This window comes from Microbulbifer sp. S227A, from assembly GCF_049800935.1.
Genome location: NZ_JBNAFZ010000014.1, coordinates 34,312 through 49,045 on the forward strand (window position 1 = coordinate 34,312; position 14,734 = coordinate 49,045).

Genomic DNA, 14,734 nt, shown 5'->3' on the forward strand with positions numbered 1-14,734 from the left:
AGAATGACTGTCCCGGCGCGACCGGGGCAGCATGACAAACTGAACGGGAGTGTATGCGATGCTGGAGGCGTTCCAGGAATTTTTCCGCAGCCTTGCCGCCGATCATCCGACGTGGAATTTCATTTTCTTCTACGAAGAACGGCAATGGGGCAAGGTGGTCAGCGGATTGTGGATGACGATCAAGCTGTCGGTCGTCTGCGTGATTTTCAGTGTCATAATCGGCATCGTCGGTGCCGCGATGCAGGGATCAAGCAGCCGCTTTGTGCGCGGGATCGTCAACGGCTATATCCAGTTCTTCAGGAATACGCCGCCCTTTGTACAGCTCCTGTTCTTCTACTTCGCCCTCGGGGCCTTTACCCCGACCTACAGCCCGGATGGCTGGCTTGAGGTGCCGATCATCTCGAATGTCGGCTGGGCGATCATTTCGCTGAGCTTTTTTGCCGGGGCGTTCAATGTCGAGATATTCCGGGCCGGTGTCGAAGCGGTGCCGCATTCGACGCAGGAAGCGGGCGAGGCATTGGGTTTTACCCGGTTGCAGACCTTTGTTTACATCGTGCTGCCGCTGGCGCTGCGGGTGTCGATCCCGGCGCTTAACAACAATCTTGTCAATCTGGTCAAGACGACAACCCAGGCTTTCGTGATTGCGGTGCCCGAACTGCTCTATGAATCGATCACGATCTGGAACGATTACCCCTCGGCGCAGAACCCGATGATGCTGGTGCTGTTTGTCGCCTACCTGTCGCTGGTCGGTATCCTGGTGATGGGCATGAACGCATGGGAACGCTCGATGCGGATCCCCGGGTACGGAGCCTGAACCATGACATCCAGAATTCCCGGACTGACTGCCCCGTCCACGACCGATCTGCCGGTCCTGTTACCGCCACCCGCGCCGCGGCACAGCGCCCGCGCGCTCGGCTTCAGCCATTGGCTCGCGTCCATGCCGCCCTGGGCGCCGTTCCTGCTGATCGTTGCGGCGCTGGCCTGGCCCGTGCTGGCCTATGCCCAGACCGCCGCCACCCCGCCGGAAAACCCGTTCAGCGTGCTGGTGCGGTGGATCCCGTTTCTGCTCACCAAGGGGTTCGTGTTCACGGTACTGATCTCGGTCATGACGATGCTCGTGGGCACCGTCGCGGGTGTTGTGCTGGGTTTGTGCCAGATCAGCCCGAACCGGTTCATCCGTATCGCGGCCTACTGGATCACCCAGATATTCCGCAATTCTCCGTGGCTGGTGCTGCTGTTCATCGTGATGCTCAGCTTTCCGTTCAAGGTCACACTTTTTGGCGTCACCATCCCGATCCCGGACTGGACCAAGGCGGTGATCGGCCTGGCGCTGCCGGTTATGGCGAATATCTCGGAAATCGTGCGAGGTGCCATCGGTTCTGTGCCATCCGCGCAATGGGAAGCCGCCGAGAGCCTGGCCTTTACCCGCCGGCAGGTGCTGTATCAGATCATCCTGCCGCAATGTATCAAGCGCATGATCCCGCCCTGGATGAACTGGTACGCCATCCTGACCATGGCGACGCCGATTGTCTCGATCCTGGGCGTGGAAGAGGTGCTGAACCTCACCCGCCAGGCGATCGAGGCGGAAAACAACCGGCCCGAGCTGCTGGTGCCGTTCTATGGCTTCGTGCTTCTGATCTTCTTTGCCTATTGCTATCCGATCGCCCGCCTCACGGTGCGTCTGGAGCGCAAATTCGCCGTCAAACTCTGAGGGAGACCCAACATGACCTGGACACCCGACCAACCGATCGTTTCGATCAAGGACGTACGCAAATCCTTTGGCCAGCTGGAGGTTCTCAAGGGCGTGTCGATGGACATCATGAAGGGCGAGGTGATCTGTATCATCGGCCCGTCCGGTTCCGGCAAATCGACGCTCATCCGCTGTATCAATGCGCTCAATGACATTCAGGGCGGTTCGATCACCGTCGAGGGGCAGGAAGTCCACGATGCCAAGCTCGACAAGCTGGAACTGCGCAAGAAAGTCGGGATGGTGTTTCAGCAATACAACCTGTTCCCGCACAAGACGGCCCTTGAAAATGTCATGATGGCACCGGTCAAGGTGTTGAAACAGAACAAGGAAGATGTTGAGAAACAGGCACGTGCCCTGCTGCGCAAGGTGCGGCTCGAAGGCAAGGAAAACAGCTATCCCGGCGAGCTTTCCGGCGGGCAGCAACAGCGCGTGGCCATCGCCCGGTCGCTGGCGATGAACCCCGATGTCATGCTGTTTGACGAAGTGACCGCCGCGCTTGACCCGGAAACGGTGAAAGAGGTTCTGGTCACCATCAAGGATCTCGCAGCCGAAGGCATGACCTGTATCCTTGTCACCCACGAAATGGGCTTTGCGCGCGAGGTTTCGGACCACATCTATTTCACCGACAAGGGTGTGATCGTCGAACATGGCCCGCCCGCGACCTTCTTTGATGCGGCGGAAGATCCGCGCACCAGGGAATTCCTGAGCCAGATCCTGTGACATTGCCCCGCGGTCACGATACGGGCCGTGGCCGGCAGGTGGGCGATCATTCAGGGGGATGCAGGAACGGGCGTTCTGGCGGCATGACACCCGGCACACACGCCCTGAACATCCCGGTGTCCGATTATGGGCGCATCATGGCCGGGTGTGCGCCGCCCGGCAGCGCTCCATCCTCTTGCCCGCCCCGGATCACCCGCAATTCCGGTCGGCGATGTCGAGCGTGCGGTCCAGGATTTCCAGCCCGTGCATCATGTCCTCTTCGCTGATGTTCAGCGGCGGGGTCAGGCGGATGACGTTCGAATAGAACGAAAGGTATAGCCCCCGGTTCATGGCAAAGCGCATCATGTCGGTCATGGGTTTGGCCTCGGCCCCTTTGGCGGCGAATGGTACAAGTGGCTCGCGGGTTTCGCGGTTCCTGACCAGCTCGATCCCGTTGAACATGCCCAGGCCGCGAATGTCGCCGATAGAGGGGTGTTTTTCGGCCATCCTGTGCAGTGCGGCGCGCATTTTTTCGCCCATTGCGGTGGCATGGACCAGGGTGCCTTCCTGCTGCATCGCGCGGATTGCCGCGACGCCCGAGGCACAGGCCAGCGGGTGGCCGGCATAGGTCAGGCCGCCGGGCAGGGGGGTTTCCCTGAGCCAGCCCGCGATGTTCCCGGACACGCTCATGGTTCCCAGCGGCACATAGCCCGAGTTGATCCCCTTGGCCCCGGTCAGGATGTCCGGCTCCACGCCCCAGTGATCGCAGGCGAACCATTTGCCGGTGCGCCCGAAGCCCGCCATCACCTCGTCACAGATCAGCAGGATGCCGTATTTTTCGCAGGTTTCCCTGATGGATTGCAGGTATCCGTCGGGGGGCACGATGATGCCATTGGTGCCGACCACGGTTTCCAGGATGACCGCCGCCACGGTGTTGGGGTTTTCATACATCAGGAGCTCTTCCAGATGCGGCCCGCCCCGGGCCACCGGGCAGAGGGCCGGATCGGTGTGCCCGGTGGGCAGGCGATAGACATAGGGGTCCAGCATCCGCACGATCCCCGGCATATCGGCGCGGGTCAGGTGGTGGCGCGGATCCCCGGTCAGCGACAGCGTGCCGCCGGTGGCCCCGTGATACGAGCGGTAGCGCGCGATGATCTTGCTGCGCCCGGTATAGTGCCGCGCCAGCCGGATGGCGGTTTCATTGGCCGCCGCGCCGCCGGTGGTAAACAAGGTCGCGGTGAGGTTGGGGGGCGTGATCTCGGTCATCATCGCGGCCAGCTCGCTGCGCACGTCGGAGCCCATCGCCGGGCCGATATAGCACAGCCGGTCGGCCTGGTCCTTGATCGCCTGCACGATCGCGGGATGCTGGTGGCCGAGATTGGCATTGACCAGCTGCGACTGGAAATCGAGGTATCGTTTGCCGTCGCTGTCCCAGAACCAGCTGCCGCTGGCCCCGGTGATCACCGGCGGGCGGGTGCCCTGCGTCGACCAGCTTTGCAGGTAGTGGTCGGCATGCATGTCGCGGACCCATTCGGGATCATGGGTGGGATAGCTGTCGGGAAGATCGTTCATGGCTGTGTTTCCGTTCGCTTGCAGGCATCAATCAAGGATGGTTCTGGCCTGGCCGAGGGCCGCGGCGTCCGGGACGACGCCCAGCCCGGGGCCTTCGGGGGGTGCGATGCGCCCGTTCTTGCGGGCCGGTGCCGCCGGATCGAGCCGCGGGCCCACGTAATGGGACAGATCGCAGGTGTTCAGGATACCGCGCGCGGGCGTGCTGGCCGCAAGGTGCAGCAGCGCGGCGGTGGTCACGTCGCTGCCCCAGGTGTCCTCGATGCACATCCGGGTGCCCAGGGCCAGGCACAGGTCGCGGATCCGCCGCATGGCCGACAGCCCGCCCATCTTGGAAAGTTTCAGCGCCGCCACATCCATGCAGCCGGCCCGGTGCCCGGCCATGATCGACGGCATGTCATGGGCGCTTTCGTCCAGTTTCATCGGCAGGCCGGTGGCGGCGCGCACATGGGCGCATTCCTCGATCGTGGCGCAGGGCTGTTCCAGCATCACGTCCAGATGGGCCACCGCGCGGCCGACGCGGATGGCGGTCAGCGCATCCGCCCCACAGTTCCAGTCGCCATAGACCAGCGGGCCGGGGCCGACGGCCTCGCGCACGCGGGTCAGCCGGGCCACGTCGGCCTGCCAGTCGCGGTCGGCCCCCAGTTTCACCTGGAACTGGCGCATCCCCGCGTCAAAGGCGTCGCGGGCCATGCGGGCCATGTCATCGGTGGCGATACAGGTGAGCGAATGGTAAAGCGGCATGTCCGGCACGGCGCGCCCGCCCAGCAAGGCAAAAAGCGGCAGGCCCGCCACCTGTGCCGTCAGATCCCACAGCGCGGTATCAATGGCCGATTTGGCATAGCCATGCCCGATCAGGTGGTCATTCAACCGCTCCATCACCGCCTCGGGCCCCACCGGATCCGCCCCGATCAGCACCGGTGCCAGCTCTTCGAGCGCCGGGATCACGCCGCGCGCATAGGCCGGCAGGTAATGGGGGATCGGACAGACCTCGCCCCAGCCCGACAGGCCGGCATCGGTGTCCAGCCGCAACACCACCGACAGCGTGGTGTCGCAGGTCTTGCCCGCAGCCATGTAATAGGTCTCATGGCTGGTCAGCGGAACGTCCCAGACGGTGATGCGCGTGATCTTCATCAACAGAGCTTTCGGTGTTTTGCACAGGCCCGGTCAGGGGCGGTTTCCATAGGTGGCAACAGGGGGGCCAAGCCGGTCTTGATCGGGATGCACGCCAAGGCCCGGGGTTTGCGACATCCGAAGATGCCCGTCGACACAGCGCGGCCCCCGGCCGGGGGCCACATCCAGCGTCAGCATGTCCTGACAGGCCCAGACGCCCAGCAGGCTGTCATCGGGAAAGCTGGCGGCCAGATGCATCGCCTCGGTATCGGCCAGAACCGATCCGCCGGTTGCCATGACAAAACAGTGGATGCCATGGGCCAGCGCGATATCGCGGATGCGCGCGGCCTTGGTCAGCCCGCCCACACGGTTGAGCTTGATGTTCATCACCTCGGCCAGCCCGTCGCGGGCGATGCGGGTGGCATCCTGCAGCGTGACCAGGCATTCATCGGCGCTGACCGGGGCCGAATGGCGCGCGCGGATCGCGGCTAGATCATCAAGGGTTTCGCCGGGCTGCTCGAACATCACGTCCAGGTCCCGGGTGGCAGTCATGACGCGCAGCGCCTGTTGCCTGCTCCAGGCCCGGTTGACGTCATATAGAACGGCTTCGCCGGCCTGGCGAATGGTCTCCATGTCGCGGACGCGGCCAATGTCGCGCGCCACATCGCCGCCGACCTTGACCGAATGCAGCCGGTAGCCCCGTGCCCGATAGCTCTCGACCAGTTTGCGGGTCTCGTCGATATCTCTGGCCCCGACAGAGGAAGCCACCGGCGCGGGGGTTCGCGACCCGCCCCCCATCAGATCGGCAATCGGCAGCCCAGCGGCCTGTCCGGCGATATCCCAGCAGGCCATGTCGATGGGCGATTTGGCATAGAGATGGCCGGGCAGGGCCAGGTCCATCGCCCGCTCGACCGCCAGATGCCTGCGCGGGTCCAGCCCCAGCACAAACCCCGCCATGGTCCCGATCCCGGCGCGGATGCCGGGGCCGTGCGCGGGCAGATAAGTATGGCCCCAGGGGCAGCCCTCGCCCCAGCCGGTGATCCCGGCATCGGTGTCGACGCGCACAAAGGTGCTGTCGAGCGTTTCGAACTTCAGCCGTCCTCCCGACAGCCAATAGGGCTGCGCCAGCGGCAGGTCCACCTGATAAACCGTGATCGCGGTGATTTTCATTCCGGCCCTCCCATGTCCAGCACCGGCGCGCAGGGACCGTCAAGGTCGCGCAGGGCCGGTCCGCCGATCCCGGTGCCGGAGCCCCAGGCACAGGTGCCGCCCACACGGGGCAGGCCGGTCTTGCAAATGCGGATGCGCGTTATCTTCACGGTATCACCACAATGTTGCCGGTATGCGCCTTGGCAATGAAGGCCTGTTGGGCCCTGTGCATGTCCGCAAGCGAATAGGTCGCCGCCAGCAGCGGCTTGAGGGCGCCGGATTCGATCATGCCGACCACGCGATGCATGGTGCCCGGCGGGCAGATGGTCGCCCCGGTCAGCTGCAGATCCTTATAGACCAGCTGGCGCAGATCGAACCGGGCGAACTGGCCGCTGATGCAGCCGGATGTGGAATAGCGACCGCCCTGGCGCAGCGCGTTGATCAGCGGCATGAAGACCGTTGCGCCAACCACATCAAGTGCGATGTCGACGGGGCCATTGGCGGCTGCGCGAATAGCGCCTTCCAGATCGCCGGTGTCCCGGTCGATCACATGGGCCGCGCCCAGCCCAAGCAGCCGATCGGCCTTGGAGGCGGACGCAACCGCAATCACCCTGCACCCGCGCAGGCGGCACAGCTGGATCGCGGCGGACCCGACCCCGCCCGACGCCCCGGTGATTACGACGCTCTCGCCGGGACGCGGCGCGGTGCGCTGCACCAGGTTTTCCGCGGTGGTATAGGCGCAGGCAAAGGTCGCCAGTTCGGCGTCGCTCAGCGCCGAGTTCACGGGAATCGCGTTGGCGCTGCGTATCTTGGTGTATTCGGCAAAGCCACCGTTCAGTTCGGACCCGAAATAGCCCGAGTTTTCGGGGGTCAGCCAATCGCCATGCCCAAGAAGCCAGGGATCGATCATGACCCTTTCGCCAATCCGGGTTTCCGGTACACCTTCGCCCACGGCAACGATCTTTCCCACCGCATCCGCTCCCTGAACAAGCGGAAACTCTATCGCTCCCGCACCCCAGGTGCTGTCTGTGTCATTGGTTGCGTCAAAACCGTCTTCGGCCCCGTCGCCCAATGCAACATCATTGGCTTTGGAGTACCACGCGGTGCGGGTGTTGATATCGGTGTTGTTGAGCCCGCACGCCCCGACCTTGATCACCACCTCGCCCTTGTCGGCGCGGGGGGTATCCACGTCCGACAGCACCAGCTTGTCCAGACCGCCATGCCCCGTCAGGAGCATGGCCTTCATTGTTGGCGGCAGCGCGCTCATGCTGGCTCGGCGATCGCATCGGTGCGCGGCAATCTCGACATGGGATCATACGCCGCCTGACCAAGGATGCGCCCCTTGCGCGGCTTGCCCGCGATGATCACCTCGATGGCCCGGCCGGGTATGTGGGCCTGCGGCTTGATATAGGCAAAGGCAAGGATCTTGCCGACCGTATGCCCATAGACCACCGAGGCCGTCGCGCCCACAATATGGCCCTCGGCCAAGACTGCTTCGCCACCATGCCCGTCTTCGATCCCGTCAGGTTCGATTTCCAGATAGGCACAGACCCAAGGCGATCTGCCCGCCTGCATTTGCGCAGCCGAAGCCCTGGTTTCGGCAAGACCCAGATAGTCCTTGTCGAGCGTAAAGAACCGGCCCACATTGGCCTCTGGCAGGGTGACTTCGTTGGTCAGCTCGCCCGCGCCCCGGAACGCCTTTTCCATACGCATGACGTTCATCGCGAAGGAGCCGTAATTGACGATCCCGTGCGCTTCGCCCGCGTTCCAAAGCGCGGTGTAGACATCGACACAGGCCGCGTCCGGCATGTGCAATTCCCAGCCCAGTTCGCCGGCATAGGACATGCGCAAGGCCCAGACTCTGTGCCCCGCAACGGTGATTTCTTGCGCCGACAACCACCGGAAGCCTGCGTTGGACAGATCCGCATCCGTGCATTGCGCGAGCACTTCGCGCGATTTCGGCCCGTTGAGGGACAGCGCCGACCAGCTTGCGGAGAGAGCGGTGATGGTCACGTCTTCGGCGGCGCGGTTCTGGTTTAGGTGATCCAGCAGGCGTTGTTCAAAAAACGCGGCACAGACCAGATAGAACCGATCATCGGCCATGCGAACGATCGTCGTTTCCAGCTCGATCCGCCCCCTGCGGTTCAGCATGTGGGTCAGGGTGATTGACCCGGTTTTCTGCGGCATCCGGTTGGCGGTCAAACGGTCCAGCAGCGCATAGGCGTCCGGGCCGCTGACCTCGACCTTGCAAAAGGCGGTGACATCCATGAGCCCAACCCCTTGCCGCACCGCCTTGACCTCGGCACCGACCAGATCATGCACGACGTTGCGGCGGAAACTGTAGTGATCGCGTTGCTCGACGTCTCCGGTGGCGAACCAGCGCGGGCGCTCAAAGCCGTAGACCTCTTCGTAGACCGCACCTTTGTCTTTCAGGATCTCATAAAGCGGCGAGGGTTTGATCGGACGCCCTTCCAGGCGGTTGAAGTGTGGAAAGGGGATTTCATGGCGCAGTTTGTAATCTTCATGCGCCTTGATGACTTGCCAGTCTTTCTTGGCGTATGCGCCAAACCGGCGCGGATCGTAATCGCGCATGGAAATATCGGCCGAGCCGTGCACCATCCATTTGGCCAACTCACGGGTCAGACCGGGGCCCCAGCCGATGCCGATCTGGGTTCCGCAGCAACACCAGTAATTCCTGACGCCGGGGGCCGGGCCGACCATCGGGTTGCCATCGGGCGGATGCGAAATGGCGCCATGCACCTCGCGGGTGATTCCCAGTTCCGCAAAGATCGGCATCCGGTCCAGCGCGTTTTCCAGATAGGGCATCACGCGGTCGTAATCGGCTTCGAACAGCCAGTTTTCGTAATCCCACGGGCATTCGTCATGCCAGACCGAATTCACGTTGTCCTTTTCGTAGATGCCGATCAGGCCCTTGTTCTGCTCCATCCGGATATAGCCCGAGACGAGCCTGTCATCGCGGATGACGGGCAGCTCTTTGTCCAGTTCTTTGAACTCGGGCACGTCTTCAGTGACAAAGTAGTGGTGCGTCATTGAGGTCATCGGCAATTGCAGGTCGGACCATTCCCCCATCTGGCGGGCGTAGGTGCCACCTGCGTTGACGACGTGTTCACAGATGATCGTGCCTTTTTCCGTCTCGACGACCCATTCACCGGCATCGTTCTGGGTGATGTTGGTGGCGCGGGTGTGGCGGAAGATCCGCACACCCTTTTGACGCGCGCCGGTGGCCAACGCCATGGTCACATTGGAGGGGTCAACGTGGCCGTCATCAGGCGTGTAAAGCCCGCCCAAAACGCCATCCAGATTATAGAACGGGTGCTTTTTGGCGATGAATTCGGGGCCGACCAGCTCGATGTTGAACCCAAGCGCTCGGCCGACGGACAGGGTGTGGCGCAGCCAGTCCATCTCGTCCTCGGTATAAGCCAGCCGGAACGAGCCGCAGCCATGCCAGGTCACCGCCTGGCCGGTCTCTGCTTCAAGACCCCCGGCATACAGGCCGATGTTGTAATCAACCATCCGGCCAAGCCCATAGGAACTTGTGGAATGGGTGATCTGCCCCGCCGCATGCCAGGTCGAGCCAGAGGTCAGTTCGGCCTTTTCAAGCAGAACGGTGTCGCTCCCCCAACCTTCATGACCCAGATGATAGGCAAGGCCACAACCCATCACACCACCTCCGACAATCACCACTCTGGCGCGGGTTGGGAATTGCTTCTGAGACATTTTGCAGGTCCTGTTCGATGCGAAGAAACTTGTAGACATGGCTATGAATGATTTGTACCACTGTCAATAAAAATGGTACATATGATTGTACCGAGGATCGATATGAACACCAATGACATCTCAAACACGGTGCTGACGCGCCTGTCCGAAGAGCTTGACGACTTGACGCCCGAAGCGAAAAAAGCGGCGCGTTACGTGCTCGAAAACCCAAGGGACGTGGGCGTTTCGACCGTCCGCGAGATCGCGAGCGCGGCAAATGTTAAGCCCAATACCGTTGTAAGAATGGCGCGACAGGTCGGGTTCGAGGGGTATGAGGACTTTCGTGCGCCGTTTCGCGAGGCCATTCGCAAGGGAGAGGCGTCATTCCCTGATCGCGTGCGCTGGTTGCAGGATATGCAGAAAAGCGGCGAAATGGGACAGCTGTACGCTGAAATGGTGTCCGCCGCCCTGCGCAATGTCGAAGATACCTTTGCGGAGATCGGCGCGGTCGAGCTGCAAGCCGCTGCAAAGACGATATGGCAGTGCCGCAACGTCTATACCTATGGCGTCGGTGTGAACCATGCCAACGCGAGCAATTTCACCTATCTCGCGCGTACCGGGATGGTTCAGTTCTACGCCATCCCGCGCGCCGGTTCGAGCGCGATCGATGACCTGGCCTGGGCGGATGAACGGGATGTGCTGATCGCGATCACCTGCAAACCCTATCGCCGCGAAGTGATCGAGGCGGTCAGAACGGCAAAGGAACAGGGAATGACGGTGGTCGCCGTGTCCGACAGCCCGGCGTCGCCGATTATCCGCGCCGCGGACCATGGGTTTGTTGTCTCGGTCGACACGCCGCAATTCTTTCCATCGTCGGTTTCCATCATTGCCCTGCTCGAAACCCTGCTGAGTTTCGTTATCGCCGCCGCGTCCGAACGCGTGGTCGAGCGCGTCGAGAAATTCCACCAGCGCCGTCATCAACTTGGTCTGTACGAAGAGGAGCCGACATGAATGCATCGCCGACACATTCATTGGACGCACATTACTATACCTCTGCCGAGGTTTTCGAACGGGAAACGGCCGGGCTGTTGTCGCGAACGTGGCAGTTCGCCGGCCATGTCAGCCAGGTTCCCAATGCCGGCGATTACTTTACCTTCGAGATAGCGGGTCAGAGCCTGTTTTCCATTCGTGGCCGCGATCATGTCGTGCGCACGTTTTACAACGTCTGTCAGCACCGCGCCCATGAGCTGGTGAGCGGTACCGGAAATTCAAGCGTTGTGGTCTGTCCCTATCACCAGTGGACTTATGAGTTGACCGGCGGATTGCGCGCGGGGCCGAATGTCAGGAAAGTCCCCGGTTTCGACCGCAGCAAAATCTGCCTGACCGAAGTGCGCACCGAAGATTTCCTGGGCTTCCTGTTCGTCAATCTCGACAATGACGCCGCGCCGATGGACGACTGGTACCCCGGCGTGCGCGCGGAAGTGGCGAAGTTCGTGCCCAATATCAACAAGCTTGCGCCGCTGGAATGGGTTGAGATCCCTGAACACTGCAACTGGAAGGTTTCGATTGAAAACTACTCCGAATGCTATCACTGCCCGTCCAACCACCAGACCTTTGCCGAAGGTGTGATCAAGCCGGAAACCTACACGATCCGGCCCGACGACGCGGGCGGCTACATTCTGCGCCACAGGACGGAATGCCAGTCGATGGAAAAGATGACCTATCCGGTGGATCTCTCGGTGCCCCATGCCGCCGAATACCAGAGCTGGTTCCTGTGGCCGATGTTCTCGTTCCAGTGCTATCCGGGCAACGTGCTGAACACCTATCACTGGCGCGCGCATGGGGTGGATGACTGTACCGTCTGGCGCGGCTGGTACACGCCCGAAGGGGCCGAAAGCGACGTCATCCGCGGGCTTGCAGTGCAGGACCGGCAAACCACCGTCGAAGAAGATATCCGCCTGGTCGAGTCGGTGTACCGCGGGCTGAAATCGCGCGGCTACACCCCCGGCCCGCTGGTGCTCGATCCCGATTGCGGTGTGCTGAGCGAGCATTCCGTCGCCAAACTCCAGCAATGGATGCGCGAAGCCGTGGACGGTTCGGCAGGCTGACAACCGGGCGCAGGCCCCAACAGGAAGGATCAGAAGATGGACAACAAATTCGATATCGGGCTGGAAAAGCGCAAAGCGACCCTGGGCGCGGACTATGTGACGAAAAACCTCGCGGCGGCGGATGATTTCACCCGCCCGTTCCAGGAGGCGATGACCGCGTGGTGCTGGGGATTTGGCTGGGGCGACGAAACCATCGACGCCAAGACCCGCTCGATGATGAACCTCGCCATGATCGGGGCGCTTGGCAAGATGCACGAGTGGGAAACCCATTGCCGGGGCGCGATCAACAATGGCGTCAGCCGCGAGGAAATCCGCGCCATCATCCATGTCGTCGGCATCTATTGCGGTGTGCCGCAGGCGCTCGAATGCTTTCGCGTGGCACAAAAGGTTCTGTCCGAACGCGACCTTCCGGAGTGATCCTGAAATGGTGAAAATCAACTTTGTCGCCTTTGAGCCGGACCAGCACCTGTCCCGATTGACCTGCCAGCGAAAAGTAACGCCCGAACTGGAGGGCCTGGTGGTGCGGCTGCCGTAAAGGCAAATCTGAGGTTTCGGGGTTGATCGTGTTGGTGTCGCCGACACGATCAGGCATTGCTTTGATTGACGCGGTCGGACCATGGGGCCGACATGACCCACTTTGCGGGGGTTGGAACAAATGTCCGCCGAATGCCCTTGATCCGATTGGGCAAATTCTCAAGGCACCGGTTTCGCGCAGCTTGCCTTGCCGACCGATTGCCGGATCATGCACGCCCAATGGGCAAACGGTGGCCCGGGCGTCAGGCCACCGGGTTCTTTCGTACAGCTAGTCGGCACCGCGTACCGTGAACGGGGTATCGGGTGAGGGGTGGAACAGCTTCTGGACCAGAAAGACTGCCACCGCCGCGCCGACTCCGATTACATCGGTGATGATCCCGCCTTCAATCATGAAGAGCGCCGCCAGGATCAGGGCGACCCGAAGATACCAGGCAGACCGGCGGCCCAGGAGCCAGCCCTGGACCCCAGAGGACAGAAGGAACACGCCAAAAACCGCGGTGATCCAGGCCCGCAGGATGTTGTACCATTTTGCCGGCTCATGGATCATTTCACCGGCGACGTCCACGACCGGGCCCTGCATCAGCAAGTTGCCGTTGTAGACGAACATGAAGGGCACAATGAACGCCGAGATCCCGATCTTGAACGAGGCGACGGAGGTTGCCATCGGGTTGGACCCGGATATGCCCGCCGCCGCATAGCTGGCCAATGCCACCGGAGGTGTGATGGCCGAGACAACCGCGAAATAGAAGACGAAGAAATGCGCCGTGAGAACCGGAATGCCGAGATTGACAAGCCCCGGGGCAACGACCGACGCAGCCACGGCATAGGCGGCCGTTGTCGGCATGCCCATGCCAAGCAGGATGGCGATACACATCGCAAAGAACAGGGCAATCAGCTGGCTGGCATCGGCAATGTCCAAGAGCATCGACGAAAAGCGCGCGCCAACTCCGGTCAGCGAGATGACCCCCACGATGATACCCGCACAGGCACAGACCGAGATGATCTGGATCGACATCACACCTGCCATTTCAAAGGCGCGCAGGATCGCGCGCGCACCCATTCGGTGCGGTGTCAGCCATGAGACCGCAGCCGCAGAGACGGTCGCCAATGTGCCCGCCCGGATCACCGAATAGCCCAGGAACAGCGCAAAGATCAGGATCAGGATCGGAATGAAGAGATAGACCTGGCGTACCAGTTTGTGGAATTTCGGGATCTCGTCCTCGTCCATACCCGTCATGCCAAGCTTGGCGGCCTCCAGGTCGACCATGAAATAGATCGAAGCGAAATAGAGGATGGCCGGGATGATCGCGGCAATGGCGATCTCCTGATAGGGAATGCCGGTGATCTCGGCCATGATGAAGGCACCGGCACCCATAATCGGCGGCATGATCTGCCCAGCTGTCGAGGCGGCGGCCTCTACCGCGCCGGCCGTGCGGCCATGATACCCCACGCGTTTCATCAGCGGAATGGTGAGCGATCCCGTCGCCACGACGTTTCCCGCCGAGGTGCCATTGATCATGCCCATGAGTCCCGAGGCAAAGATTGCCACCTTGGCCGGGCCACCGCGGGCGCGACCGGCCGTGGCGAAGGCGAAGTTGACGAAGTAATCGCCCACTTTCGACGCCTGCAGGAAGGCCGCAAAGATGATGAAGAGGATGATACAGGTCGAGGAAACCGCCGTGGTCGGACCAATGATCCCGGCATCCGAATAGACATGGCCGAAAAAGCGTTGCCAGGTATAGGGATTGGAGACGGCCAGAATACCCGGCAGCAAATGTGCCGTGAAGGTATAGATCAGGAAAACCCCTGCAATGATGACCAGGGCCAACCGGGCGACCCGCCGTGTCAGCTCCAGAATAAGCCCCGTTCCGGCGGTTGCTGCAAATGCGACGCCGATGGGGACAAACGGGGTGCCGACCGAATTCCGTGCGGCCGTGGAATAGACCGTGACAAGGTAAAGCGCGACGATCAGGCTGCAAAGCGCCATGACCAGATCGGATGTGGCAACGCGGTTGCGCGGCGACCCTCCCGGGTGGGCGGCAGATCCCTAAAATTAACTGCGGCCCCCGGAAAACACCGGTGCCGCAGCGCAATG

General features: G+C 62.0%; 12 protein-coding genes and 1 pseudogene. 6 read left to right on the forward strand and 7 right to left on the reverse strand.

From position 1 onward, the window contains the following. Positions 1-58: 58 nt before the first annotated feature. From ACP15R_RS22820 to ACP15R_RS22830, 3 genes are read left to right on the forward strand one after another with little or no spacing between them, the layout of a single operon-like run. Positions 59-814, forward strand: coding sequence for an amino acid ABC transporter permease (locus ACP15R_RS22820; protein ID WP_424988306.1), 756 nt, complete (start codon positions 59-61; stop codon positions 812-814). Between the two features lie 3 nt (positions 815-817). After that, positions 818-1,711, forward strand: coding sequence for an amino acid ABC transporter permease (locus tag ACP15R_RS22825; RefSeq protein ID WP_424988307.1), 894 nt, complete (start codon positions 818-820; stop codon positions 1,709-1,711). Positions 1,712-1,747: 36 nt separating this feature from the next. Beyond that, positions 1,748-2,470: an amino acid ABC transporter ATP-binding protein gene (locus ACP15R_RS22830; RefSeq protein WP_424988357.1), complete on the forward strand. Its 723-nt coding sequence runs from the start codon at positions 1,748-1,750 to the stop codon at positions 2,468-2,470. A 189-nt stretch (positions 2,471-2,659) separates the two neighbouring features. On the opposite strand, the gene ACP15R_RS22835 is transcribed toward ACP15R_RS22830, so the two are convergent. From ACP15R_RS22835 to ACP15R_RS22860, 6 genes are read right to left on the reverse strand one after another with little or no spacing between them, the layout of a single operon-like run. After that, positions 2,660-4,021, reverse strand: coding sequence for an aminotransferase class III-fold pyridoxal phosphate-dependent enzyme (locus tag ACP15R_RS22835; RefSeq protein WP_424988308.1), 1,362 nt, complete (start codon positions 4,019-4,021; stop codon positions 2,660-2,662). Positions 4,022-4,048: 27 nt separating this feature from the next. Further along, a complete protein-coding gene (locus ACP15R_RS22840; protein ID WP_424988309.1) occupies positions 4,049-5,152 on the reverse strand; it encodes a mandelate racemase/muconate lactonizing enzyme family protein in 1,104 nt (367 codons plus the stop codon). A 33-nt stretch (positions 5,153-5,185) separates the two neighbouring features. Next, a complete protein-coding gene (locus ACP15R_RS22845) occupies positions 5,186-6,301 on the reverse strand; it encodes a mandelate racemase/muconate lactonizing enzyme family protein (RefSeq protein WP_424988310.1) in 1,116 nt (371 codons plus the stop codon). Further along, complete coding sequence (locus ACP15R_RS22850; protein WP_424988311.1) at positions 6,298-6,450, reverse strand: hypothetical protein; 153 nt, start codon at positions 6,448-6,450, stop codon at positions 6,298-6,300. The genes ACP15R_RS22845 and ACP15R_RS22850 overlap by 4 nt, the downstream gene beginning before the upstream one ends. Continuing rightward, positions 6,447-7,547 carry a zinc-binding dehydrogenase gene (locus ACP15R_RS22855; protein ID WP_424988312.1) on the reverse strand — a complete coding sequence of 367 codons (1,101 nt, stop codon included), beginning with the start codon at positions 7,545-7,547 and terminating at the stop codon, positions 6,447-6,449. Before ACP15R_RS22855 ends, ACP15R_RS22850 begins: the two co-directional genes overlap by 4 nt. After that, the gene (locus tag ACP15R_RS22860; RefSeq protein ID WP_424988313.1) at positions 7,544-10,018 is read right to left on the reverse strand and encodes an FAD-dependent oxidoreductase; all 2,475 of its coding nucleotides are present in this window, start codon (positions 10,016-10,018) and stop codon (positions 7,544-7,546) included. The genes ACP15R_RS22855 and ACP15R_RS22860 overlap by 4 nt, the downstream gene beginning before the upstream one ends. Positions 10,019-10,120: 102 nt before the next feature. Here ACP15R_RS22860 and ACP15R_RS22865 point away from each other — a divergent pair, with 102 nt between their 5' ends. From ACP15R_RS22865 to ACP15R_RS22875, 3 genes are read left to right on the forward strand one after another with little or no spacing between them, the layout of a single operon-like run. Beyond that, entirely contained in the window at positions 10,121-11,008 is an 888-nt protein-coding gene (locus tag ACP15R_RS22865; protein ID WP_424988314.1) for a MurR/RpiR family transcriptional regulator, read from the forward strand. Next, entirely contained in the window at positions 11,005-12,105 is a 1,101-nt protein-coding gene (locus ACP15R_RS22870) for an aromatic ring-hydroxylating oxygenase subunit alpha (protein ID WP_424988315.1), read from the forward strand. The genes ACP15R_RS22865 and ACP15R_RS22870 overlap by 4 nt, the downstream gene beginning before the upstream one ends. A gap of 36 nt (positions 12,106-12,141) precedes the next feature. Next, on the forward strand, positions 12,142-12,522 hold the full coding sequence (locus ACP15R_RS22875; RefSeq protein WP_424988316.1) for a carboxymuconolactone decarboxylase family protein: 381 nt from the start codon (positions 12,142-12,144) through the stop codon (positions 12,520-12,522). Between the two features lie 385 nt (positions 12,523-12,907). On the opposite strand, the pseudogene ACP15R_RS22880 reads toward ACP15R_RS22875, so the two are convergent. Then, positions 12,908-14,647: pseudogene (locus ACP15R_RS22880) on the reverse strand (TRAP transporter permease); the annotation flags it as partial. Positions 14,648-14,734: the final 87 nt, after the last annotated feature.